At 69.5% G+C, this 22,166-nt stretch carries 25 protein-coding genes; 21 read left to right on the forward strand and 4 right to left on the reverse strand.

The genetic code is table 11. The annotated features are described in order from the left end of the window. Positions 1–97 precede the first annotated feature (97 nt). On the reverse strand, positions 98–697 hold the full coding sequence (locus tag F0L46_RS23255) for a superoxide dismutase (protein ID WP_149822006.1): 600 nt from the start codon (positions 695–697) through the stop codon (positions 98–100). A 254-nt stretch (positions 698–951) separates the two neighbouring features. On the opposite strand from F0L46_RS23255, the gene F0L46_RS23260 reads away from it, so the two are divergent. Continuing rightward, positions 952–1,887, forward strand: a complete 936-nt coding sequence (locus F0L46_RS23260; protein WP_149822007.1) for a hypothetical protein — start codon at positions 952–954, stop codon at positions 1,885–1,887. An 8-nt stretch (positions 1,888–1,895) separates the two neighbouring features. Here the strand turns inward: F0L46_RS23260 and F0L46_RS23265 are convergent, their stop codons facing one another. Continuing rightward, positions 1,896–2,456 carry an isochorismatase family protein gene (locus tag F0L46_RS23265; protein WP_149822008.1) on the reverse strand — a complete coding sequence of 187 codons (561 nt, stop codon included), beginning with the start codon at positions 2,454–2,456 and terminating at the stop codon, positions 1,896–1,898. Between the two features lie 127 nt (positions 2,457–2,583). On the opposite strand from F0L46_RS23265, the gene F0L46_RS23270 reads away from it, so the two are divergent. Continuing rightward, positions 2,584–4,191 (forward strand): sensor histidine kinase, encoded by a 1,608-nt coding sequence (locus F0L46_RS23270; RefSeq protein WP_188312109.1) that lies wholly within the window; start codon positions 2,584–2,586, stop codon positions 4,189–4,191. 355 nt (positions 4,192–4,546) lie between these two features. Here the strand turns inward: F0L46_RS23270 and F0L46_RS23275 are convergent, their stop codons facing one another. Continuing rightward, positions 4,547–5,419: a branched-chain amino acid aminotransferase gene (locus tag F0L46_RS23275; RefSeq protein WP_240540126.1), complete on the reverse strand. Its 873-nt coding sequence runs from the start codon at positions 5,417–5,419 to the stop codon at positions 4,547–4,549. Positions 5,420–5,756: 337 nt separating this feature from the next. Here F0L46_RS23275 and F0L46_RS23280 point away from each other — a divergent pair, with 337 nt between their 5' ends. Then, positions 5,757–6,431, forward strand: coding sequence for a haloacid dehalogenase type II (locus F0L46_RS23280; protein ID WP_149822011.1), 675 nt, complete (start codon positions 5,757–5,759; stop codon positions 6,429–6,431). A gap of 240 nt (positions 6,432–6,671) precedes the next feature. Here F0L46_RS23280 and F0L46_RS23285 read toward each other — a convergent pair whose 3' ends face one another. Further along, a complete protein-coding gene (locus tag F0L46_RS23285; RefSeq protein ID WP_149822012.1) occupies positions 6,672–8,057 on the reverse strand; it encodes a M20/M25/M40 family metallo-hydrolase in 1,386 nt (461 codons plus the stop codon). Positions 8,058–8,208: 151 nt separating this feature from the next. Between F0L46_RS23285 and motA the strand changes: the two genes are divergently transcribed. The 18 genes from motA (at position 8,209) to flgK (ending at position 22,163) form a co-directional block, all read left to right on the forward strand. Next, the gene (gene motA, locus F0L46_RS23290; RefSeq protein ID WP_149822013.1) at positions 8,209–9,102 is read left to right on the forward strand and encodes a flagellar motor stator protein MotA; all 894 of its coding nucleotides are present in this window, start codon (positions 8,209–8,211) and stop codon (positions 9,100–9,102) included. A gap of 4 nt (positions 9,103–9,106) precedes the next feature. Continuing rightward, entirely contained in the window at positions 9,107–10,120 is a 1,014-nt protein-coding gene (locus F0L46_RS23295; RefSeq protein WP_149822014.1) for a flagellar motor switch protein FliM, read from the forward strand. After that, positions 10,101–10,655: a hypothetical protein gene (locus tag F0L46_RS23300; RefSeq protein WP_149822015.1), complete on the forward strand. Its 555-nt coding sequence runs from the start codon at positions 10,101–10,103 to the stop codon at positions 10,653–10,655. The genes F0L46_RS23295 and F0L46_RS23300 overlap by 20 nt, the downstream gene beginning before the upstream one ends. A 31-nt stretch (positions 10,656–10,686) precedes the next feature. Then, complete coding sequence (gene fliN / locus F0L46_RS23305) at positions 10,687–11,049, forward strand: flagellar motor switch protein FliN (RefSeq protein ID WP_240540127.1); 363 nt, start codon at positions 10,687–10,689, stop codon at positions 11,047–11,049. Between the two features lie 24 nt (positions 11,050–11,073). After that, positions 11,074–12,111 (forward strand): flagellar motor switch protein FliG, encoded by a 1,038-nt coding sequence (locus F0L46_RS23310; RefSeq protein ID WP_149822016.1) that lies wholly within the window; start codon positions 11,074–11,076, stop codon positions 12,109–12,111. Between the two features lie 45 nt (positions 12,112–12,156). Then, positions 12,157–13,239: an EscU/YscU/HrcU family type III secretion system export apparatus switch protein gene (locus tag F0L46_RS23315; protein WP_149822017.1), complete on the forward strand. Its 1,083-nt coding sequence runs from the start codon at positions 12,157–12,159 to the stop codon at positions 13,237–13,239. 19 nt (positions 13,240–13,258) lie between these two features. Beyond that, complete coding sequence (locus F0L46_RS23320; protein WP_149822018.1) at positions 13,259–13,696, forward strand: BspJ family T4SS effector nucleomodulin; 438 nt, start codon at positions 13,259–13,261, stop codon at positions 13,694–13,696. 324 nt (positions 13,697–14,020) lie between these two features. After that, positions 14,021–14,431 (forward strand): hypothetical protein, encoded by a 411-nt coding sequence (locus F0L46_RS23325; RefSeq protein WP_149822019.1) that lies wholly within the window; start codon positions 14,021–14,023, stop codon positions 14,429–14,431. 13 nt (positions 14,432–14,444) lie between these two features. Next, the gene (locus F0L46_RS23330) at positions 14,445–14,789 is read left to right on the forward strand and encodes a hypothetical protein (protein ID WP_149822020.1); all 345 of its coding nucleotides are present in this window, start codon (positions 14,445–14,447) and stop codon (positions 14,787–14,789) included. Further along, a complete protein-coding gene (locus F0L46_RS23335) occupies positions 14,783–15,523 on the forward strand; it encodes a hypothetical protein (RefSeq protein ID WP_149822021.1) in 741 nt (246 codons plus the stop codon). The genes F0L46_RS23330 and F0L46_RS23335 overlap by 7 nt, the downstream gene beginning before the upstream one ends. A 202-nt stretch (positions 15,524–15,725) precedes the next feature. Further along, positions 15,726–16,103, forward strand: coding sequence for a flagellar basal body rod protein FlgB (flgB, locus tag F0L46_RS23340; protein WP_149822022.1), 378 nt, complete (start codon positions 15,726–15,728; stop codon positions 16,101–16,103). 3 nt (positions 16,104–16,106) lie between these two features. After that, complete coding sequence (gene flgC / locus F0L46_RS23345) at positions 16,107–16,526, forward strand: flagellar basal body rod protein FlgC (RefSeq protein ID WP_149822023.1); 420 nt, start codon at positions 16,107–16,109, stop codon at positions 16,524–16,526. Further along, positions 16,526–16,858, forward strand: coding sequence for a flagellar hook-basal body complex protein FliE (gene fliE / locus F0L46_RS23350; RefSeq protein WP_149822024.1), 333 nt, complete (start codon positions 16,526–16,528; stop codon positions 16,856–16,858). The genes flgC and fliE overlap by 1 nt, the downstream gene beginning before the upstream one ends. A gap of 10 nt (positions 16,859–16,868) precedes the next feature. Beyond that, entirely contained in the window at positions 16,869–17,657 is a 789-nt protein-coding gene (gene flgG, locus F0L46_RS23355; protein ID WP_149822025.1) for a flagellar basal-body rod protein FlgG, read from the forward strand. Between the two features lie 9 nt (positions 17,658–17,666). Continuing rightward, complete coding sequence (gene flgA, locus F0L46_RS23360; RefSeq protein WP_240540128.1) at positions 17,667–18,131, forward strand: flagellar basal body P-ring formation chaperone FlgA; 465 nt, start codon at positions 17,667–17,669, stop codon at positions 18,129–18,131. Then, positions 18,131–19,264 carry a flagellar basal body P-ring protein FlgI gene (flgI, locus tag F0L46_RS23365; protein ID WP_149822027.1) on the forward strand — a complete coding sequence of 378 codons (1,134 nt, stop codon included), beginning with the start codon at positions 18,131–18,133 and terminating at the stop codon, positions 19,262–19,264. Before flgA ends, flgI begins: the two co-directional genes overlap by 1 nt. Before the next feature lie 249 nt (positions 19,265–19,513). Further along, a complete protein-coding gene (locus tag F0L46_RS23370; RefSeq protein WP_149822028.1) occupies positions 19,514–20,719 on the forward strand; it encodes a flagellar hook protein FlgE in 1,206 nt (401 codons plus the stop codon). Positions 20,720–20,747: 28 nt separating this feature from the next. Then, positions 20,748–22,163 carry a flagellar hook-associated protein FlgK gene (gene flgK, locus F0L46_RS23375; protein WP_149822029.1) on the forward strand — a complete coding sequence of 472 codons (1,416 nt, stop codon included), beginning with the start codon at positions 20,748–20,750 and terminating at the stop codon, positions 22,161–22,163. The last annotated feature ends 3 nt before the right edge of the window (positions 22,164–22,166 follow it).

Genomic DNA, 22,166 nt, shown 5'->3' on the forward strand with positions numbered 1-22,166 from the left:
ATATCGTCTCGCCTTGGCCGTGGGATTCGTCGCCCGCGCCCTGCGGCATGAGGGCTCCTCGAACGAAAACGGGGCCCGAAGGCCCCGTCCGCAGGCGTCACGCGCCGGCCTTCTGGAACATCTCGTCGACGTGGTCCCAGTTGACGAGGTTCTCCAGGAAGGCCTTGAGGTAGTCGGGCCGGCGGTTGCGGTAGTCGATGTAGTAGGAGTGCTCCCACACGTCGCAGCCGAGGATCGGCTGGGCGCCGTGGACGAGCGGGTTCTCGCCGTTCGGCGTCTTCATGATCGCGAGCTTGCCGTCCTTGACCGCGAGCCAGCACCAACCCGAGCCGAACTGGGTCACGCCCGCCTGGACGAAGTCCTCCTTGAACTTGTCGACGGACCCTAGGTCCTCGACGATCTTCTTCTCGAGCCGGCCCGGGATCGCGCCGCCGCCGTTGGGCTTCATCCACATCCAGAAATGGATGTGGTTGTAGTGCTGGCCGGCATTGTTGAAGAGCGGCTGGTTGACGCCGTAGGAGCCCTTCACGACCTCCTCGACGCCCTTGCCCTCGAGCTCGGAGCCCTTGAGGAGGTTGTTGCCCGCCGTCACGTAGGCCTGGTGATGCTTGTCGTGGTGAAACTCCAGGGTCTCCCGCGACATGTAGGGCTGCAGGGCATCGTGCGGATAGGGAAGGTCAGGAAGCTCGAATGCCATCGTCGTCTCCTCGGGTCCTGCTGGAGGTGAGCGGGCGCCCGCCGGGAGGAGAGGCGCCGCCCGTTCCACTTAAGCCCCAGCTTTCCGAACGGCAACCGGCCCGGCGGACGAGCGCGGGGCGGCGATCGGGCCCGGGGCTCCGCCGCGATAACCTTGACGGGACGTTTAAGTCGTCGCCCGCCCGGCGGAGTTGTTGCAAAACAGAATCTTAGCCTTAGTGTGCGCCGCTGACGCAGGGTTCGAGGCGCGGGATCATGGTGTTTGCGTTGTACGCCCTCTCGGCGGCGATGGTCGCGGGGGGCGGTTATCTGGTCGTTCAAGGCTTCGAGCTCGTGGTGCTCGAGCGCGGCTGGACCATGGTGATCGGCGGGTCCGTGCTCGGCACGGGCGGCGTCCTCCTGTTCGGCATCGCCCGCGCCATCGCGGCCCTGCACCGCATCGAGGCGGCGGTCCAGCGCGGCATCGAGCGGCTGGCGCGCGCCAACCCGCCCGACGCCCCGCCCCCGCGCCCGAACCTCTCCGGGCTCGCCGGCATCCCCGAGCTCGCGGCGGGTCCCTCGGCCGGGTTCGGCGCGCCGGGGCTCGGCGCCGTGCCCGCCCTCCAGGCGTCGCCGGGCGAGGACGCCGCCGGGACGGAGCCGCACCGGGCCCGGATCGCCACCCCGCCGCTGCCCGAGCCCCCGGTCGTGGCGCCCCCGGTGGTCGCTCCTCCGGTGATCGCGCCCTCGATGGCCGCGCCCTCGGCGCCTCCTCCCGTCGAGCTGTCCGGCACCGACACGCGGGGCGACAAGCCGGCGGGCGCCGACGAGTTCGGCTTCGGCGGCCTCCTGCGGGGCACGCAGGGAGCCGAGCCGTCTCCCGCGGAAGCCCCCTCCGCCGCCGAGAAGCCGCCGGCCGCCTCCGGCGACGAGCCCGCCTCGCCTGCGGACGAGTCGAAGGACGGCGGGGAACCCGCGGCCGAGGGCGCCGACCGGGGCGCGCCTGGAGACGCCGAGGGGGAGGCGAAGGCCGACGAGGAACTCGTGGTGATCGGCACCTACAGCTCGGGCGGCAACAATTACGTGATGTATGCCGACGGCTCGATCCAGGCCGACACGCCCACGGGGCGCTACAAGTTCGCCTCCCTGGAGGAGCTCAAGGAGTTCATCGCGGCGGGCGGCGAGGACCAGATCGGCGGCGGCCGCGCCTGAGCGCCCGCTCAGTCCCCCTTGATCAGGGGCAGCAGGGCGCGGAAATCCTCCGTGCCCGCCCGCTCAAGCCATTCGAAGAGCACCATCTCCGTGGTCACCCATTGGCATCCGGCGTGGAGGAGCCGCGCGGTCGCCGCGGAGAGGCTGTGGGCCGCGCGGCTCGACACCGCGTCGGCCACCACCGCCACCTCGTATCCCAGCGCGCGAAAGCCGAGCGCGGTCTGGAGCACGCAGACATGGGCCTCGATGCCCGCCACCACGAGCTGGTCGCGTCCGCCCGCGCGCAAGGCCTCCGCCGCCTGCGCGACGGCGGGCTCGCGCGCGCCCGAGAAAGCGAGCTTCTCCACCACGCGCGCGCCCTCCGGCAGCGCCTCGCGCAGGGGCCCGACGGTGTGGCCGATGCCGCGCGGATATTGCTCCGTCACGAGGACCGGAACCTGCAGCCGCCCCGCGCCGGCGAGCAGCATCGCCGTCGAGCGCACCACCCGCTCGGGTTCCTGCATCACGGGCAGGAGCCGCTCCTGGATGTCCACCACCACGAGGATGGAGCGTCGGGCGTCGAGGAGCATGATCTCGTCCTTGTCGGGCGTCGGCTCCCCCGATATGGCGGCATCCCGACGCGATGCAGGCTATATCAGAACGCGAATCGCCGGAATGCGTTGACCCATGAGACCTGGAGCCGATCACGGACACGCCATGACCATGAGCGCGCAGCCCCAGGGCGGTGACGGGGCTGAGCCCCTGGCGGAACGCCTCGCGCGGCTCGAGCGCGAGAACGCGGACCTGCGCCGCCGTCTCGGGGCCGCCGAGGCGCGGGGAAGCCACGAGAGCGACCGGGCCATAGCGGCCGAGGAATCCTTCGCGGCGCTCCACCGCGTCAATGCCGACCAGGCCGGCCAGTCCGAGACCCTGCGGGCGAACGGCGAGCAGCTGCGGCTCCTCGCGGACGCGATCCCGCTCTTCGTCGCCTTCGTGGACCTGGAGCAGCGCTACGGCCTCGTGAACCGCGCCTACGAGGCGTTCTTCGGCCGCCCGCGCGAGGCGATCCAGGGCCGGACGGTGCGCCAGGTGCTGGGCGACGCGCTCTACGAGCAGCGACGCCCGCACATCGAGCGCGCGTTACGCGGCGAGGCGGTGCGCTACGAGGCTCCGATGGTCGCCGCCGACGGCTCGGTGCGCGAGACGGAGATCGAGTACAGCCCTCGCCGCGACGCCTCCGGCCGGGTGGACGGGTTCTATGCGGTGGTGGCCGACGTCACGGAGCGGCGCAGGGCCGAGCGGACCCTGCGGCAGTCGGAGGCGCGTCTGCGCCTGTCGATCGATGCCGGGCGCATGGCGATCTGGGAGGTCGACATCGCCCAGGACCGCCTCACCGTCACGCCGGAGCTCAACCGGCTCCTCGGCTTTCCCGAGGACGCCACGCCCACGGTGGAGGACGTGCGGGCCCGCTATGCGCCGGGCGAGCGCGAGCGGCTGCGCAGGACCTTCATGCAGACCGTCGAAGCGGGGCAGCGCTACGGCGAGATCGAGCTGCGCTATCTGTGGCCCGACGGCTCGACCCGATGGCTCATGATGCGGGCCGAGATCGTTCCGGGGCCCGACGGCGAGCCGAAGCGCGTGCTCGGCGTGCTCATGGACGTCACCGAGCGCAAGCGCGGCGAGGAGCGCCAGCATCTCCTCCTGCACGAGATCGCGCACCGCGTGAAGAACACCCTCGCGACCGTCCTGGCGCTCGCGACCCTCACGGCCCGCACCACCACCGACGTGGCGAGCTACCGCGACAAGCTCATCGACCGCGTCCAGGGCATGGCGAAGACCCACGACATCCTGACGGCGAACAACTGGGAGGGCGCGTCCCTGCGCGACGTGATCGCCAACGAGGTGGAGCTCTACGACGACGAGAGCCACCGCCGGGTGACGATCGAGGGGCCCGTGGTCGACCTCTCGCCCCGGGCGGCCGTGGCGGTGGGCATGATGGCGCACGAGCTCACGACGAACGCCGCCAAGTACGGCTCCCTGTCGACGAGCACGGGCCGCCTCGACGTCCGCTGGTCGATCGACGAGACGGGCGCGGTGCCCCGCGTCGAGCTGGCCTGGACCGAGCGCGGCGGTCCCGCCGTGGTGCGCCCGACGGCCTCGGGCTTCGGCTCGACCCTGATCCAGCGGGGGCTCGCCCGCGAGCTCGAGGCGGAGGTCGCGTTCGTTTACGCTCCCGAGGGCCTGGTCTTCAGCCTGTCCATGCCGCTGCCGCCGCGCGAGGCGGGGCTCGGCCTCGATCCATGGTCGCCGCGCACGCGCGGCTGACGGGTCTCGGCGCCCGCCTCATGCGCGAAGGGCGGCGCGCCCGCTGGCGCACCGCCCCCATCGCTAGAAACCCAATCGCCAGAGCGGCGCCGCAATCACGGCCATGATGGCCGCGAAGGACAAGGACGCCACGGCCACGTTCATGTAGAAATCGCTTCCGCTTCGCTGTCTCATCGCCCTCATCCGCGCATCGTTGCGGGATGCACGTCAACGCGAGGCCCACGGCGAAAGTTCATTTCTGCAATCGTCGCGCGATTACGAGCGCCTCTTCTGTCGAGGTTGGCAATCCGTCTTGCACCGCGGCGACGGCAACGCTGAGTTAACTGCCACGCCGCGGCTCAAGCCTTGCCGTTCCTCACGCCGCGCGGGCGGCCTTGTCGTGCGCGAAGGCCCAGTAGAGCTCGCGGGCCTTGCGGTAGAACGGCCCCGCCTGGAGGTCGCGGCTGTCGATGCGCAGGACCGGCATGACCTTCGAGTAATTGCCCGAGATGAAGATCTCGTCGGCGGCGGCGAAGTCCTCGTAGGTGAGGGTCGACTCGGCGACGGTCACCCCGGCGTCGCGCAGGAGCGAGACCACGCGCTGGCGGGTGATCCCGTTGAGGAAGGTGCCGTTGGCGGCCGGCGTGTGGACGACGCCGTCGCGGGCCATGAACACGTTGGACGTGCCCGTCTCGGCGACGTTGCCGAGCGCGTCGCAGACCAGCGCGTTGTCGAAGCCCCGCGCCTTGGCCTCCCGCATGACCCGGGCGTTGTTCGGGTAGAGGCAGCCCGCCTTGGTGTCGGTGGGCATCGATTCCAGGGTTGGGCGGCGGAACGGGGACTTGCTGATGGACAGCCCGCCCGGCACCGGCATCGGCGCCTCGAACAGGCACAGGGCGAAGCGGGTGGAATCCGGATCGGCCGTGATGGTGGCGATGCCGTCCGCCTCGGCCCAGTACATCGGCTTTACGTAGAGCGCCGCGTCGGGGGAGAAGCGCTTCGCGCCCTCCAGGGCGAGCGCCACGATCTGCTCCGGCGCCATGGTGGGCTTGAGGCCCAGGCCCAGGGCCGAGCGGTTCACCCGGGCCGCGTGCCGGTCGAGGTCCGGGGCGACGCCCTCGAAAATCCGCGCGCCGTCGAACACGGTGGAGCCGAGCCAGGAGGCATGGGTACGCGGGCCCATGAGAGGCGGGTTGCCCTCATGCCAAGCGCCGTCGACCCAGGTCCATGTTTGCGAATACCAAGCCAAAGCATCCTCCGTCGGATCAGCGTTTCGCCCACAAGAGCGCGCCGGCCGCCCCCGCGTCAATGGCGGGCTCATGACAAGCTGTGATCGATCGCCTCACGGGCCGTGATGCGTGGCGTCCGGCGGCGGCGGGCTGCGCAAGGTCGACCCCGGACAGGTCACGTCCGCGCGTGCGCTGCGCGAGGCGGCCTGAAAGGGAAGGGTGCGCCGCCGATGTGGACGACGATCTCGGCAGGCGGCGACGTCGTCACCATGGCTCCCCCGGAGGCCTAGGTCTCATGGCTTGCGCGCGCCTTGGCGAACTCCTTGCGCCGGGGCCGCGAGGGCGCCAGCATGGCCCATGATCGCAGCCCTGCCCCGCCCGCCCCGTGCCGCCGTCTTCGACGCCTACGGCACCCTGTTCGACGTCCACTCGGCCGTGTCGCGCCATGCCGCGCAGGTCGGCCCGGACGCGGCGCGGCTGTCGGAGCTGTGGCGGGGCAAGCAGCTCGAATATTCCTGGGTGCTCTCGCTCGCGGGCCGCTACGAGCCGTTCTGGACCCTGACCGAGCGGGCGCTCGATCATGCCCTCGCCCGCTGCCCCGGGGTCGACCGCGCCGTCCGCCCCCTCCTGCTCGAGGCCTATCGGGCGCTCGACGCCTACCCGGAGGTTCCTGACGCTCTGGCGGGGCTCAGGTCGCGGGGCCTCGCCACGGGCATCCTCTCCAACGGCGACCCCGGGATGCTCGGCGCGGCGACGGCCTCGGCGGGGCTCACGGGATCCTTGGATCATGTGATCTCGGTGGAGGCCGCGGGCGTGTTCAAGACCGACCCGCGCGCCTATGCCCTGGTGCCCGCAGCCCTCGGCGTCGCCCCCGAGGATACACTCTTCGTCTCCTCGAACCGCTGGGACATCGCGGGCGCCGCGGCCTTCGGGTTCATGCCCGTCTGGGTGAACCGGGCGGGCCTGCCGGACGAGTATCCGGGGCTGGAGCCGGTGGCGACGGTGGCGGATCTGCGAGCGCTGATCGGGTGAGCCCGCCGCCGGCCTGCCGGCGCAGGCATGAGGCTCCGCTTCGCGGCATCTGACCCCTGGGTCCCAGATCGGCGCTGCGCTTCGCGCAGCTTGTCCGGGAAAGTGAGCGTGGAGGTTCTGGAGACATCTGGACCATTCTCCACCACTTTCCCGGACAGATCCCGCGCCAGCGGGACGCAGATCCGGGATCCGGCGCAAGAAGCCGCGCCGAAAGCACTTACCTAGTGGGGTTGTCCGCCCTCACCCCGCCAGCGCCGCGAGGATCCGCGCCCAGGAGCGGGTGCCCTTGTGGAAGCTCGTGAGGTCGTACTTCTCGTTGGGCGAGTGGACCCGGTCGTCGTCGAGGCCGAAGCCCACGAGGAGGGTGTCGAGGTTCAAGGTGCGCTTGAAGTCGCCGACGATGGGGATCGAGCCGCCCGAGCCGATCACCACGGGCGCCGTCTCCCATTCCTGGCCGAGGGCGTCGCGGGCCGCGGTGAGCTGGGGCATGTCGAAGGGCAGCGCGATCGCGCGCGAGCCCTTGTAGCGGATGATCTCGTAGGAGCAGTCCGCCGGGATGCGGGCCTTGACGTGCGCCTCGATCGCCCGGGAGACCGCCTCCGGGTCCTGCTCGCCGACGAGGCGGCACGAGACCTTGCACCGCGCCTCCGCCGCGATGACGGTCTTCGTGCCCTCGCCCGTATAGCCGCCGATGATGCCGTTCGCGTCGCAGGTCGGGCGGGACTGGATCTGCTCGATGAGCATGCGACCGCGCTCGCCCGCGCTCTCCTTCAGGCCCACCTGGCCCAGGAAGTCCTCCGGCGTGAGGTTGAGCTGGCGCCAGCGCGCCTTCACCTCCTCCGGCGGCTCGGAGACCCCGTCGTAGAAGCCCTCCAGCGCCACCCGGCCGTCCGCGTCGTGCAGGTCGGCGACGATGCGCGACAGCACGTGGATGGGGTTGCGCGCCGCGCCCCCGAACAGGCCCGAATGCAGGTCCCGGTCGGCGCAGCGCACCACGATCTCCTCGTAGACGAGGCCGCGAAGCGAGGCCGTGATGGCGGGGGTGCGGGGATCCCACATCCCTGTGTCGCATACGAGCGCCACGTCGGCCTTGAGCTCGTCCCGGATGCTCGCCACGAACTCCGGGAGCCCCCGCGAGCCGTTCTCCTCCTCGCCCTCGATGAGGAAGGTGATGCCCACCGGCAGCGAGCCCGTGACCGCGTTCCAGGCCCGGCAGGCCTCGACGAAGGTCATCACCTGGCCCTTGTCGTCGCAGGCACCGCGCGCCACGATCACCTTGCGCCCGTCGGGCAGGGTCGCGATCCGGGGCTCGAAGGGCGGCGTCTCCCACAGGTTCAGCGGGTCGACGGGCTGGACGTCGTAGTGCCCGTAGAACAGCACGTGGGGACCGGACGGGCCTTCGACGCGGCCCATGACCGCCGGGTGGGCGCCGGGCACCTCCCGCACCTCGGCCCGCACCCCGAGACCCTCCAGATCCCGCCTGAGCCAGTCTGCTGCCCGCCGGCACTCCGCCGCATAGGCTGGGTCGGTGGAGATCGAGGGGATGGCGAGCCAGGCGAACAGACGCTCCAGCGAGGCGTCGAGGTTGCGGTCGATATGGTCGAGGACGGCGGGAAGGGGAGACATGGGTTGGCCTTGTGTCGTGCGGCGCTTGCGGTCGGAAGGGTCCACAAGCCTGCCGCCGGGTCAAGGCCCCGCGAGCGGCCCCCCTCACAGCCTCGCGCAAGCTTTCACGCCTAATCCTGATCTCCCGGAAGACTGAGAGGGAGCGCGGGCCTTGGCTATCATCATCGGCCTGATCATCACGATCGGGTCGCTGCTCGGCGGCTTCGTCGCCATGGGCGGCCACGTCATGGTCATCTGGCAGCCCTGGGAGTACCTCATCATCGGGGGCTCGGCGCTGGGCACCTTCATCATCGCCAACCCGCTCAAGGTCGTGCGCGACACGGGCAAGGCGTCGCTGGAGGCGGTGTTCGGGCGCGTTCCCAAGCAGCGCGATTACCTCGACCTGCTGGGCCTGCTCTACAACCTCATGCGCGAGCTGCGCAGCAAGGGCCGCAACGAGGTCGAGCCGCATATCGACAACCCGAACGGCTCGGAGATCTTCGCCCGCTTCCCCAGCGTGCTGGCCCAGCCCGAGCTCACCCAGTTCGTCTGCGACTATGTCCGCCTCATGCTCATCGGCAACGCCCGGCCGCACGAGATCGAGAGCCTCATGGACGAGGAGCTCATGACCATGAAGCGGGAGAAGCTGAAGCCCTATATCGCCCTCACCAGCGTGGCCGAGGCCCTGCCGGCGCTCGGCATCGTGGCCGCCGTGCTCGGCGTCATCAAGGCGATGGGGGCCCTCGACCAGTCGCCGGCGCTGCTCGGCGGCCTCATCGGCGCCGCGCTGGTGGGCACCTTCGCGGGCATCTTCCTCTCCTACGGCGTGATCGGGCCGCTCGGCCAGAAGATCAAGGCGGTCCGCGAGCAGCAGATGCGCCTCTACGTGATCGCGAAGCAGACCCTGCTCGCCTATATGGGCGGCGCCCTCCCCCAGATCGCCCTCGAGCACGGCCGCAAGACGATCGCGCTCGCCGAGCGCCCGAGCATCGACGACGTCGAGGCCGAGACCGTGTCGGGCGGCCGCGCCGCCAACGACCGCATCGCCGTGCAGGGAGCCGCGTGATCCCATGAAGGACATCGACATCGACGCCCTGTTCGCCGACGACGCCCCCGAGGCCGTCGAGGCCGAGATCCCCGCAGCCGTCGCGGCCGCCGCGGCGTCCGCGGTCCCCGGCGGGATCTCCGACCGCCTCCTCGACGCCGCCGGGATCACCATCGATCGGCTGCCGATGCTCCACGTGGTCTTCGACCGCGTGGCCACCTACTGCGCCGACGGCCTGCGCCGCCTCTCGGCCTCGCCCTCCTACTTCTCGGTGAGCAACATCGAGGGCGGGCGCATGGGCGACGTGCTGGAGGCCTACGAGTCCAACGCCGTCGCCGGCATGTACCATGCGGTCGACTGGGACACGCGCATCCTGGTGGGCTTCGACCGCGACTTCATCTTCACCATGGTGGAGGTCCTGTTCGGCTCCGACGGCTCCGAGCCGCCGGTGAACGAGGAGCGGGCCTTCTCCAACATCGAGATGCGGGTGGCCCAGAGCCTGTTCGAGGAGGCCGGCAAGGCGCTCCAGGCCGCCTTCGCCCCCGTCTCGCGCACGAGCCTGAAGCTGGAGCGGGTCGAGACCCGCATGGACTTCGCCATCATCGGCCGGCGCAACAACCAGGCCGTGGTCGCCAAGATCCTCATCATGGCGCTCGGCCGCGGCGGCGAGATGTTCGTGATCATCCCGCAATCGGCGCTGAGCCCCATGCGCCGCAGCCTCGCCCACGTGGTGTCGAGCGACGTCGGCCCGACCGATCCGCGCTGGTCGAAGCAGATGCAGAGCGAGGTGCAGCGCACCAGCGTCACGCTCCGCGCCGTTCTGGAGGAGCAGCTCATCGATCTGGGCGAGGTGGCGGATTTTCATGTCGGCCAGGTGATCGAGCTCCAGGCGACGCCGATGACGCCCGTGCGCCTGGAGTGCAACGGGCAGCCCCTCTTCCAGTGCCAGCTCGGCCAGAGCGCCGGCGCCTATACGCTCCGCGTCGACGATGTCGTCGACCCCGACCAGGAGTTCATCAATGATCTACACGGCGCTTGACGTCGGCCTCGTCGCGATGCTGGCCCTGGTGACGGTCTATGCCGCGGTCCTCCACCGCGAGCTGCGCCGGTTCCGCGGGGCCAACGCGGAATATATCGCGGTGCTGGCCCAGACGAGCCGCGCCGTGGAGAGCGTCGAGGGCGCCGTGCGGGGCATCCAGGACGACGCGGGCTCCGTGCTCGTGGCCCTGGGCGAGCAGATCGACCGGGCCAACATGCTGCTCGGCGCCCTGAAGGACGAGCACCGCGCTCGCGCCGCGGCGCCCGCTCCCGAGGCCCGGACGGACACCCGGAGCGCGCCGAGGCCCGAGCCGAAACCCGAGGTCAAGGCCGCCGCCCGCGTCGCGGCCGCGCTCCCGAAGGCCGCCCCCCTGCCCGAGCCGGCTCCGGCCCGCAAGGTCACCGCCTGGACGCCTGAGCGGGCCGCCCCCGCGGCAGCCCGCGAGCCCGAGCCCGCGCCGGCCGCTCCGGTCCGGGCCGCCAAAGCCCATCAATGGCCGACCGTACGCCTTGCGTCCGGCGCCACCCCCGCCTGATCCGCCCTACCGTCGATAGGAAGCCGACCCCATGAAGAAGAGCACCGCCCGCCCCGCCCCCGAGGCCGCCGAGATCCCCGCTGAGCCCGTCGCGTTCTCGGCCGACGAGGGCGGCGAGGGCCGCGGGCCGCGCAACCTCGACGCCATCATGCGCATCCCCGTGTCCCTCCAGGTGGTGCTGGGCTCGGCCACGATGCCCGTCGCCAACCTCATGAAGCTCGGCCGCGGCGCCGTCGTCCCCCTCGATCACCGGGTCGGCGAGCCCGTGGACGTGGTCGTGAACGGCCGGGTCGTGGCCCGCGGCGAGGTGGTGGTGGTCGAGGACGACAGCTCCCGCTTCGGCGTCTCCCTCACCGAGATCGTTGGCGCCCCCGCGCCCGGCCCCGCCCTCTAAGCACACGATCCAGGAGAGGAGCCCATGGGCATGTCCGCCCCCGTCAAGCTCGAAGGCCCGCCGCCCCGCGTCCTGCAGGGGCCCGACAAGGTCGCGGCCCTGCTTCTCGCGGTGGGCAAGGACCTCGCGGGCCGGCTGCTCGGCCGGTTCGAGCCCGAGGAGCTCAAGCGCATCTCGCGCTCGGCCGCGGATCTCGGCCCCATCTCGGCTCCCGAGCTGGAACGGATCGTGGAGGAGTTCACCCACGAGTTCTCCCACGGCACGAGCCTCTACGGCACGGCCAAGGAGCTGGAGCGCCTGCTGACGGGCGTCCTGCCCGGCGACCAGGTCGCCGAGATCATGTCGGACGTGCTCGGCAACACCAACCGCTCCATCTGGGAGCGGATCTCCGGCGTCTCCGAGAGCATCCTCGCGGCCTACCTCATGAAGGAGCACCCGCAGACCGCGGCCCTGATCCTGTCCAAGGTGAAGCCCGCCTGCGCCGCGAAGGTCATGGGCCTCCTGCCCCAGGCGCTGCGCAACGACCTCATGCGGCGCATGCTGAGCTTCAAGCCCGTGGTCGAGGAGACCATGCGCATCGTCGAGAAGACGCTGCACGAGGACTTCATGCTCAACTTCGCCCGCAACATGGGCGTCGACACCCACGCCCGCATGGCCGACATCATCAACAAGATGGAGCGCGACCAGATGGAGGACGTGCTGGAGAGCCTCGCCCAGGCCCGGCCGAAGACGGCCGAGGTGCTGAAGGGCCTGCTCTTCACCTTCGAGGACCTCATCAAGCTCGCGCCACGCGCCCGCATGACGATCCTCGACCTCGTCCCCAACGAGCGCATCGTCGTCGCCCTGAAAGGCACCGACCCGGCCTTCCGCGACGCCCTGCTCTCGGCCATGGGCTCGCGGGCCCGGCGCATGGTGGAGGCCGAGCTCGAAACCGGCGAGCCCGTGCCCCAGCGCGACGTCGCCGAGGCCCGCCGCTTCATCACGGATCTCGCCCTCGAGATGGCGGGGCGCGGCGAGATCGAGCTCAATCCCGACGGCGAGGAGGCCCCGGTCTACCGCTAGGCATCGTCGCGCCCGCCGCGGCGCTCATAAGGGCAGGACACGGGCATGTCCGAGGGCGCCGACAAGGAGAGCCAAACCGAGGACGCAACGGAGAAGAAGATCTCCGATGCGATCGAGAAGGGCAACGTGCCCGCGTCCAAGGAGGCCGGCACCTTCGCGGCGATGCTCGCGACCCTACTCTACTTCTCGTTTCTCGTCGGCGACTCCCTGCATGGCATCATCGGCCTGCTCGGCCGGTTCCTGGACGACCCGGGAGGATTCACGCTTCGCGATGGCACAGATGCGACCAAGCTCCTCGAAGTCCTCTCCCTTGAGACGGGTCGCGCGCTCGCTCCCTTCCTCGGCATGCTCGCGGTCTTCGGGATCGCCGCGTCGTTCTTCCAGAACTCTCCCCGCTTCGTGGCCGACCGCATCGAGCCGAAGCTCTCGCGGCTCTCGATCCTGTCGGGCTGGGGCCGCATCATGGGCGCGAAGGGCTGGGCCGAGTTCGGCAAGGCCGTCTTCAAGATCAGCATGGTCACCGGCGTCGTGGCGGGCCTCGCCCGCACCGATTCCTGGCGGCTGGTGAACGCCATGTTCACCGATCCCGTCCAGCTGCCCGAGCTCACCCTCGCCCTCACCGTGCGCCTGCTCACCGCCGTGTGCATCGTCACCGTGATCCTCGTGGTGGCCGACCTGATGCTCGTGCGCTTCCAGTGGCGCAAGGACCTCAGGATGTCGAAGCAGGAGATCAAGGACGAGCACAAGCAGGCGGAGGGCGATCCCCTCGTGAAGAGCCGCATGCGCTCGCTCGCCCGCGACCGGGCCCGCCGTCGCATGATCGCCGACGTGCCCCGCGCCACGATCGTGCTCGCCAACCCGACCCACTACGCCATCGCGCTGCGCTACGTGCGCGAGGAGGGTGGCGCGCCGGTCGTCGTGGCCAAGGGGCAGGACCTCATCGCGTTGAAGATTCGCGAGATCGCCGAATCCCATGGGATTCCGGTGGTCGAGGACAAACCTTTGGTAAGGTCGATGTACGACAGCGTCGAAATCGACCAACAAATACCCCCAGAATTTTACAGGGTTGTTGCGGAGCTTTTGTACGTCTTCTATAGTGACAATAGAAAAATGGCCGGGAAGGTTTGATTAACCAATGGGCGACGTCATGGATGCCACGATCGGCGAACGCGAGAAGCTCCTGGCGGAGGCGGTCCAGCACGTCGCGGCGGAGCTGCGCCTGGTCGACGTCTCGATCCTGGCCCGCTACATCGCCCAGGAGAAGCACGGCAACATCGACGATCTCGTGGCCTCCTCGGCCGAGCTCTTCTTCAAGCCCGGCACCCTGCGCTACGGCCTGCGCGCCGAGATCGACCTGCGCTGGGGCGGCTCGCCCGCCGTCGCCTTCGATCTCGAGTTCTGCCACGAGGATGTGACGGTGTTCTTCTGCCTCACGCTTGCGGCCCTCAAGGCGAGCGTCGCCATCCACGCGGTCACGATCGCCTCACCCGCCGCTAGCCCGCCGGAGAACACCGAGCGCCTGCGCCACGCCCTCCAGGACGCCCGCCTGCTCAAGCACCGCGCCGGCGGCGCCGACGTCGGGTAGCGCTGGGCTCCTCCGCATCGTCTGACGGGCGCCTCTCGACACCCGGCGCCACGACCCGCCGCTCCGCCGTATCTGGCGGGCCGCGCGCGGACCCACCTGGCGTGCCCGCTGACGAGGCGGGGCAGGACGGCCCACCCGCGAAAGCCGAGCAGGAGTTGCGTCCGCCGATCCGCAAGGCTCTCCATGCGCGCGAACCACGCCACGATGGAAGCTTGACCGTAATGCAACGGCACGTTTACGATAAAACCCAAAGTTGGGTGTCGTTGTCCGTTTCTCAACAACCCTCATGCCAAAATTCCTAGGTCAAGAGAGAAGGGTTGTGGAATGAAGTCCGGACTTTGCATCATCGCCGCTGCGGCGATCTTCGTCAGCTCCACCACCGCCGGCCACGCGCAGGATTTCGGCGCGATGCTGGGCGGCGCGATCGGAGCGGCCGCTGGCAGTCGCGGCGGCGCCGGCGGGGCCATGGTGGGCGGCATCATCGGCGTCGCGATGGGCACCATCCTCCAGCAGCTGAGCCAGGCTGAGCAGCAGAAGCGGCAGAGCGCCCTCCAGAGCGCAGCTCGCGGCAAGTCCGCGAACTGGTCCTCGGGAAAGCAAGGGGCGAAGGCCACCTACAAGAACAAGGGCAAGGTCGCCAGCGCCGACGGCCGGAAGTGCTCGAAGGTCGAGGAGACGATCACGCTTCCGGACGGCAAGCGCGGTACGTCCGTCGAGACCGTCTGCTTCAGCTGAAGGACATCCTCCGATGGGCGGCTTCGTGAAATGGGCCGCCGTGCTGGGCACGGCGGCGGTGGTGACGGCGGCGGATGCGACGGCGCAGCAGTTCGTGCTCGAGGGCTTTTATGACTGCGCGCGCGCCACGAACAATCGCACCTATTGCCGCCAGCGGGGGAAGCAGAGCTTCGTCCCCGTGTCGGAGGAGTTCTTCGCCCGCTTCCAGGCGATCCGCAGCGGCGCTCCCGTCGGGGGTGACACGGTGGTGAACCAGGAGGTCGTGGTGCAGCAGCAGGTCAGCAACACGACCGTCAACGTGGTGGTCCAGGGTCTGGGCACGGAATATGCGACCTGGACGGCCAGATCGTCGTGCTGAGCAGCCTGATCGAGGAGCAGCGGCTCCTGCGGGGCTCCGGCAAGGAGCCAGTCCAAGCCATCGATCAGACGATCGTGGCCATTGAAGCGCGGCTGGGCGAGTTGCGCAAGTCAAAGGGCGACAAGCTGCGGGAAGCCTCGAAATACCAGACGTCCATCCGCCCGAACGACTTCGACCAGTACATCTCGGCCCGCAAGCTGTCCGAGATCTACCCTAAGGTTCCTTACTACATACCGGGTACCAAGGAATCCGGCGAGTTCTGGATCGAGCCGGACGTGAAGGAGGACGGACGTCTCGTCTTCCGCTTTCGCTTCATCGATCCGGAGGCCCGCAACGACCGGACCCGAGCCGTGATCGAGATGCGCCCCGAAGAACTCGACCGTACCCGTCGGGCTCTGCTTAAGCTGCACGATTGGTCCGTCACGGCTCACGAGCGCAAGCTTCGGCGGCGCTACGAGAAGCGCGTGGACTGCTTGCCCACCGAGAACTGCCCTCCGGAGGGGCAGAAGGTCGACGGCAAGGCCTCGACCGAGGTCGTCTTCACCGTCAATGACGATGGGGCGACGGGGGGTAAGTTCCAGCGCAACAAGGGCCGGTTCGAGGAGAACTACGGTATCTCGGTGGAGAGCGGCCTGCTGCTCCAGGCGTATATGCGGCACGTCCTTCGCGAGGGAAGACGCGAGTACGAGGCCGGAACGCAGACCAAGGAAGATCTCGACAAGATGTTCGAGTAGCGGGCATCCCGCGAGGGGACGAGCCTCGCGCGCAACCGCCCAAGATCGACCCCGCCACGGCCGCGCCGTCGGCGGGGTCGAGCGCATTCAGGCCGACCCGAACCCTCCCGGCCAGGGAGCCGGCCAGATCGCCTCTCGCTCCACAAGCCTGACGCAAGCCGCGCCATTTAGGGTGCATCGTCCGGTTCGTCGGGAGCTCGCCTTGGAAGCCGTCCACCTGTTCGATCTCGCCTCGCGGAAGACGAAGTGGCTGTCCGTGCGCCAGTCGGCGATCGCGGAGAACATCGCCAACGTCGACACGCCCCGCTACCGGGCGCGCGACGTCCAGCCGTTCTCCGACGTGATGGACAAGACCCGCCTCACCATGACGGCGACCCAGTCCGGCCATCTCGACAGCGCGCGCCAGCCCAAGGCCGACGCGCTCAAGCCCTCCGACAGCTGGAAGACCACGGTGTCCGGCAACTCCGTCAGCACCGAGCAGGAGCTGATGAAGGCCGGCGATGTCAGCCGCGACTACGCGCTGACCACCTCCATCGTGAAGTCCTTCCACCGCATGATCCTCCAGAGCATCAAGGGATAAGCGATGATCGATCCGTTGACCGCGTCCCTCACCATCGCGGGATCGGGCCTCAAGGCCCAGTCCTCGCGCATGCAGGTGATCTCCGAGAACCTCGCCAACGCGAACTCCACGGGCAACGCGCCGGGCGCCGACCCGTATCGGCGCAAGACCCTCACCTTCACGGGCGAGTTCGACCGGATGGTGGGCGCCAAGCTCGTCGACGTGAAGTCGGTGGGCGTCGACCGGGCGCCGTTCCGGGTCGAGCACGATCCGTCCCATCCGGCAGCCGACGAGCGCGGCTACGTGAAGCTGCCCAACGTCAACATGCTCATCGAGATGGCCGACATGCGGGAGACCTCGCGCTCCTACGAGGCCAACCTCCAGGTCGTGAAGCAGGCCCGCTCCATGATCTCGATGACCATCGACCTCCTGAGGAACTCGTGATGATCGACGCCGTGTCCTCCCTCGCATCGAGCGTCGGCCCCGCCGGCGCGTCAACGGCTGCGACCAAGACCGCCGCGATCGCCTTCGCGCCGCCCGGTGGCGGCGCGGTCAACCCCGCGACCTTCGGCGACGTGATGTCGGAGATCGCCGCCAAGGGCGTCCAGAGCCTGAAGTCCGCCGAGGCGACGTCGATCATGGGCATGCAGGGCAAGGCGTCCGTGCAGCAGGTGGTCGAGGCCGTGATGAATGCCGAGCAGTCGCTCCAGACCGCCATGGCGGTCCGCGACAAGGTGGTCTCGGCCTACCAAGAAATCAGCCGTATGGCGATTTGAGGAGATTCCGATGCGTGCTCTCGCCATCGCGGCCACCGGCATGAACGCTCAGCAGCTCAATGTCGAAGTGATCGCCAACAACATCGCCAACATCAACACCACCGCCTTCAAGCGCGCCCGCGCCGAGTTCACGGACCTGCTCTACCAGACCGAGCGGCTCCACGGCGTGCCGACGCGGGCCGGCGAGGCGGCCGTGCCCGAGGGCGCCAATCTGGGCCTCGGCGTGCGCACCACCGCGATCCGCAACCTGCATTCGCAGGGCGCGCTCACCCAGACCACGAACAAGCTCGACCTCGCCCTCGACGGGCGCGGCTGGTTCCAGGTGCAGGGCCCCGAGAACGAGACGCTCTACACCCGGGCCGGCGCGTTCAACACCAATGCCGAGGGCCAGATCGTCACGGCCGAAGGCTACGTGGTGCAGCCCGTCATGACGGTGCCGCAGAACACGGTGGAGATCGTGGTCAACCAGTCGGGCCAGGTCTATGCCCGCATCGACGGGCAGGCGCAGCTGCGCGAGCTCGGCCAGCTCCAGATCTCGAACTTCGCCAACGAGGCGGGCCTGACCCCGCTCGGCGGCAACCTCTACCGCGAGAGCACGGCCTCGGGCGCCGCGGTGACGGGCGTGGCCGGGGAGCCCGGCTTCGGCAAGGTCCACCAGGGCTATCTCGAGTCCGCCAACGTCGACCCCGTGAAGGAGATCACGCAGCTCATCTCGGCGCAGCGCGCCTACGAGATGAACTCGAAGATCATCCAGGCCGCGGACGAGATGGCCGCGACGGTCTCGAAGGGCATGCGCTGAGCGATGTCGATGCCCGCACGCGTTCTGCGTTCCCTCGCCACGCTCGCGGCGCTCCTCGCGGGCCCGGCCTTGCCGGCGCTCGCCGACGGGCGGCCGTGGCCCGTGCCCACGGTCACGATCTATCCCGGCGAGACCATCCGGGACTCGATCATCGAGGACCGCGAGTTCCCGGGCATGGCCGACCGGCCGCAGGCCGTCGACAGCCGGCGCGTGCTCGTGGGCAAGGTCGCCCGCCGCACCCTCGCGCCGGGCCAGCTGATCCCCATCAACGCGGTGGAGGACCCCAAGCTCGTGGTGCGCGGCACCCCGGTCCAGGTGGTATTCGCCCAGGACGGCCTCGTCATCAGCGCGCTCGCCTCGCCCCTCCAGTCGGGCAGCGTCGGCGAGATGGTGCGGGCCCGCAACATCGACAGCGGCCTCGTCGTGGTCGGCACGGTGCAGGCGGACGGCACCCTCAGGGTCGGGAGCCGGTGATGCGCCTGCGCGCCGGGCTCGCCCTCGCCCTCCTCCTCGCCCTCCTCCCCCTCTCGGCGCCGCGCGCGGACGACGGCGGCCGGGGCGAGGGCATCACCCGGATCAAGGACATCACGAAGCTCAAAGGAGCTCGCGAGAACCAGCTCGTGGGCTACGGCCTCGTGATCGGCCTACCGAATTCCGGCGACAGCATGCGCAACTCGCCCTTCACGGAGCAGTCCCTGCGCTCGATGCTCGACCGGATGGGCGTCAACGTGCAGCGCTCGACGCTGCGCGCCCGCAACGTCGCGGCCGTGGTCGTCACCGCCGAGCTCCCGCCCTTCGCCGGTCGCGGCTCGCGCATCGACGTCACGGTCTCGGCGCTCGGCGACGCGCGCTCGCTTCTGGGCGGCACCCTCGTCATCACGCCGCTCGTGGGCGCCGACGGGGAGGTCTACGCCGTGGCGCAGGGACCCGTCGCGGTCACGGGCTTCAACGCCGCGGGCGACGCCGAAAGCCTGACGCGCGGCGTGCCCACCGCCGGCCGCGTGCCCAACGGCGCCCTCGTCGAGCGCGAGCTGCCCGACAATTTCGGCACCCTGCGCTCCCTCGTGCTGGAGCTGCGCAACCCCGACTACCGCACCGCTGTGCGCGTGGCGGACGCGATCAACCAGCATATGACCCGCCGCTTCGGCGCGCGGGGCGCCTACGAGCGCGACTATCGCTCGATCCTCCTCGTCAACCCGGCCGGGGTGAACCCGGTGCGCTTCCTCGCCGAGGTGGGCGATCTCGTGGTCCAGCCCGACGCCCCCGCCCGCGTCGTCATCGACGAGCGCACGGGCACGGTGGTGATCGGCAAGGACGTGCAGGTCTCCACCGTGGCGGTCACCCACGGCAACCTCACGGTCCGGATCACCGAGACCCCCGTCGCCTCGCAGCCCAACATGCTCTCGAACGGCGACACGGTCGTTTTGCCCACCACCCGCGTCGAGGCCGAGGAGAAGCCGGGCCAGCTCGCGATCCTCAACGGATCGAGCCTCCAGACCCTGGTGGGCGGCCTCAACCAGATCGGCCTCAAGCCCACGGGCATCATCGCCATCCTCCAGGCGATCAAGACGGCGGGCGCCCTCCAGGCCGACCTCGTGGTGCAGTAGAGATCCACGACACGACCGATGCGGCCGGCCATGCGCGAGCGTGGTCGGCTTTTTTTCGTTCGCCCACCAAAGCAAAGCGAATGATTTGCATTCGTTAACAAAACGTATTCGCGTCGAGTTTTCCTCTTTTTTCTTGATCAATTTCCTGCCAATGTGTAAAAGCGATCCGCGAAAGTCAGCGGCGCGTCAGCCACGCGCAAGATTGTTGGCGTTCAATCCGTCCCAGCACGATCCGACAGGAGAGTTGGGATGAGCCTTTATGGGGTGATGCGGACCGGCGTGTCCGGCATGTCGGCACAGTCGACGAAGCTCGCGACCGTCGCGGACAACATCGCGAACGCCAATACGAACGGCTACAAGCGCGCGGAGACGCAGTTCTCCTCGATGATCCTGGACTCGGAAGCCGGGAGCTACACCTCGGGCGGCGTGACGCCCAACGTGCGCTACGCCATCAGCCAGCAGGGCGCCCTGCAGTTCACCACCTCCTCCACGGACCTCGCCGTTCAGGGCAACGGCTTCTTCGTGGTGAGCGACGGGACCGGCACCCCCTTCCTGACCCGCGCCGGCTCCTTCGTGAAGAACTCCGACGGCGAGCTCGTCAACGCGGGCGGCTTCAAGCTCATGGGCGCGCCGATCACCGACGGCGTCATGGCCCCGCTGCCCGCCAACAGCATGGCGAGCCTCGTGCCCGTGACCCTCAACCAGCTGGCGCTGGAGGCGACGCCCTCCACGGCGGGCCAGTTCGCGGCGAACCTGCCGGCGAACTCGGCTTTCAACAGCACGGTGAAATCCTCGCTCGTGGCCTACGACAACCTGGGCAACCGCAAGACCATCAACCTCACCTTCACGAACAAGACCCCGGACGTGGTGCCCCCGGCCGTGCGCGCCACGGGCAGCTGGGAGGTGAGCGCCACGGTCGACGGCACGACGAGCGGCCCCTTCGCGATCGGGTTCGACACCTTCGGCCAGAGCTCGGGTCTGGGCGCCTTCAGCATCACCATCCCCGGCGGCGCGACCCTCGACCTCGACATGAACGGCTCGACCCAGGTTGCGGCCCCATACACGGTCCTGCGCGCCGCGGTGAACGGCAACGCGCCGAGCGCGGTGCGCGACGTCGAGATCTCGACCGACGGCACGGTGTTCGCGATCATGGAGGACGGGACCCGCAAGGCCTCGTTCCGCATCCCCCTCGCCGACGTGCCGAGCCCCGACCGGATGAAGCCGCTCGCCGGCAACGTCTACGCGGCCACCATGGAATCGGGCGACGTGCAGATCGGCCTGCCGGAGAACGGCGGCCTGGGCAAGGTGGTCGCGGGCGCCGTGGAGCAGTCCAACGTGGATCTCGCTGGCGAGCTCACCGCCATGATCGAGGCCCAGCGCAACTACACGGCCAATTCCAAGACCTTCCAGACCGGCTCGGACCTGCTCGAGCTCCTCGTCAACCTGAAGCGCTGATCCTCAGCCCAGACCCGGGACCGATCCCATGAGCCTCTCCGTCGCGCTGAATTCCGCCCAGTCGTCGCTCTCCGCGACGGCGAGCCAGACGGCGATCACCTCGCGCAACATCTCGGGCGCGGGCGACGCCTCCTATTCGCGCAAGGCCGGCATCGTCACGACCCTCGGCATCGGCTCGGTGCGCGTGGGCTCGGTCCAACGCGCCACGGACATGGCGCTGTTCCTCAAGATGCTCGGGGCGACCTCCACGGCCGCCTCGTCCCAGGCTCAGCTCGACGGATTGAAGGCGCTCGCCCAGACGGTGGGCGATCCCGAGAACGACACGTCGCTCGCGGGCGCGCTCGGCAAGTTCTCGGCCGCGCTCCAGACCTATGGCGACACGCCGAGCGACACGATCCTCGCCCGTAACCTCCTCAACAGCGCCAAGGATCTCGCGGGCCAGCTCAACGACGCCCAGGCCGTCACCCAGGGCGTGCGCCAGAAGGCGGACGGCGACATCGCGGCCTCTGTCGACCAGGTGAACTCGCTTCTCGCCAAGTTCGAGGTGGTGAACCGGCAGATCGTGTTCGGCACGGTCACGGGCGCCGACGTCACGGACCAGCTCGACGTCCGCGACAAGCTCCTGTCGCAGATCTCCGAGGAGATGGGCGTCTCCGTGGTCCACCGCGCCAACAACGACGTGGCGCTCTACACCGACAGCGGCGTCACCCTCTTCGAGAAGACGCCCCGCACCCTCACCTTCGCCCGCACCTTCGGTCTCGGGCCCGGCTCCGCCGGCGCCGCCGTCGTCCTCGACGGCGTGCCGATCACGGGCCCCACCTCGACGATGCCGATCAAGTCGGGGCGCATCTTCGGCAACGCCGTCCTGCGCGACGATACGGCCGTCACCTACCAGCGCCAGATCGACGAGGCGGCCCGGGGGCTCATCGAGGCCTTCTCGGAGGGCGGCGGCGGCCAGGGGCTCTTCACCGCGCCGGGCTACCCCGCCGCGACGGGCCTTGCGGGCGCGGTGCGGGCCAACCCGCTCGCCGACCCGGAGGCGGGCGGAAGCTTGGCGCGCCTGCGCGACGGCTTCACGGTCGCCTACAATCCCACGAACGACGCCTCGTTCTCGGGCCGGCTCCAGCAGCTCATCGACGGGCTTTCGGCGCCCCGCGCCTTCTCGCCCGCCGCCGGCATCAACCCCACGGCCTCGCTGACCCGCTACATGGCGGCCTCGGCGAGCTGGCTCGAGGGGTCGCGCAAGCAGGCCAACGACGTCAGCGACTACAACAACACCTTCCTGGAGCGCACGAGCGAGGCCCTGTCGAACCAGACGGGCGTCAACCTCGACGAGGAACTCGCGCTGATGCTCGAGCTGGAGCGCTCCTACGGCGCGTCGGCCCGGGTCATCACCGTGGTCGACACCATGCTCAAGACCCTTCTCGACGCAGCGAGGCCCTGAAAG

This window comes from Salinarimonas soli (assembly GCF_008386575.1).
Taxonomy (GTDB): Bacteria; Pseudomonadota; Alphaproteobacteria; order Rhizobiales; family Beijerinckiaceae; genus Salinarimonas_A; species Salinarimonas_A soli.

What these genes read in the sequence shown, in the direction of transcription:
- F0L46_RS23300 (WP_149822015.1), top strand. Translation starts at nt 10,101, where the DNA reads ATGATCTACACGGCGCTTGACGTCGGCCTCGTCGCGATGCTGGCCCTG.
- flgG (WP_149822025.1), top strand. Translation starts at nt 16,869, where the DNA reads ATGCGTGCTCTCGCCATCGCGGCCACCGGCATGAACGCTCAGCAGCTC.
- F0L46_RS23260 (WP_149822007.1), top strand. Translation starts at nt 952, where the DNA reads ATGGTGTTTGCGTTGTACGCCCTCTCGGCGGCGATGGTCGCGGGGGGC.
- flgC (WP_149822023.1), top strand. Translation starts at nt 16,107, where the DNA reads ATGATCGATCCGTTGACCGCGTCCCTCACCATCGCGGGATCGGGCCTC.
- F0L46_RS23280 (WP_149822011.1), top strand. Translation starts at nt 5,757, where the DNA reads ATGATCGCAGCCCTGCCCCGCCCGCCCCGTGCCGCCGTCTTCGACGCC.
- F0L46_RS23310 (WP_149822016.1), top strand. Translation starts at nt 11,074, where the DNA reads ATGGGCATGTCCGCCCCCGTCAAGCTCGAAGGCCCGCCGCCCCGCGTC.
- F0L46_RS23285 (WP_149822012.1), bottom strand. Translation starts at nt 8,057, where the DNA reads ATGTCTCCCCTTCCCGCCGTCCTCGACCATATCGACCGCAACCTCGAC.
- F0L46_RS23295 (WP_149822014.1), top strand. Translation starts at nt 9,107, where the DNA reads ATGAAGGACATCGACATCGACGCCCTGTTCGCCGACGACGCCCCCGAG.
- F0L46_RS23255 (WP_149822006.1), bottom strand. Translation starts at nt 697, where the DNA reads ATGGCATTCGAGCTTCCTGACCTTCCCTATCCGCACGATGCCCTGCAG.
- F0L46_RS23320 (WP_149822018.1), top strand. Translation starts at nt 13,259, where the DNA reads ATGGATGCCACGATCGGCGAACGCGAGAAGCTCCTGGCGGAGGCGGTC.
- fliN (WP_240540127.1), top strand. Translation starts at nt 10,687, where the DNA reads ATGAAGAAGAGCACCGCCCGCCCCGCCCCCGAGGCCGCCGAGATCCCC.
- F0L46_RS23315 (WP_149822017.1), top strand. Translation starts at nt 12,157, where the DNA reads ATGTCCGAGGGCGCCGACAAGGAGAGCCAAACCGAGGACGCAACGGAG.
- F0L46_RS23370 (WP_149822028.1), top strand. Translation starts at nt 19,514, where the DNA reads ATGAGCCTTTATGGGGTGATGCGGACCGGCGTGTCCGGCATGTCGGCA.
- flgA (WP_240540128.1), top strand. Translation starts at nt 17,667, where the DNA reads ATGCCCGCACGCGTTCTGCGTTCCCTCGCCACGCTCGCGGCGCTCCTC.
- flgK (WP_149822029.1), top strand. Translation starts at nt 20,748, where the DNA reads ATGAGCCTCTCCGTCGCGCTGAATTCCGCCCAGTCGTCGCTCTCCGCG.
- F0L46_RS23330 (WP_149822020.1), top strand. Translation starts at nt 14,445, where the DNA reads ATGGGCGGCTTCGTGAAATGGGCCGCCGTGCTGGGCACGGCGGCGGTG.
- flgI (WP_149822027.1), top strand. Translation starts at nt 18,131, where the DNA reads ATGCGCCTGCGCGCCGGGCTCGCCCTCGCCCTCCTCCTCGCCCTCCTC.
- F0L46_RS23325 (WP_149822019.1), top strand. Translation starts at nt 14,021, where the DNA reads ATGAAGTCCGGACTTTGCATCATCGCCGCTGCGGCGATCTTCGTCAGC.
- fliE (WP_149822024.1), top strand. Translation starts at nt 16,526, where the DNA reads ATGATCGACGCCGTGTCCTCCCTCGCATCGAGCGTCGGCCCCGCCGGC.
- F0L46_RS23265 (WP_149822008.1), bottom strand. Translation starts at nt 2,456, where the DNA reads ATGCTCCTCGACGCCCGACGCTCCATCCTCGTGGTGGTGGACATCCAG.
- F0L46_RS23270 (WP_188312109.1), top strand. Translation starts at nt 2,584, where the DNA reads ATGACCATGAGCGCGCAGCCCCAGGGCGGTGACGGGGCTGAGCCCCTG.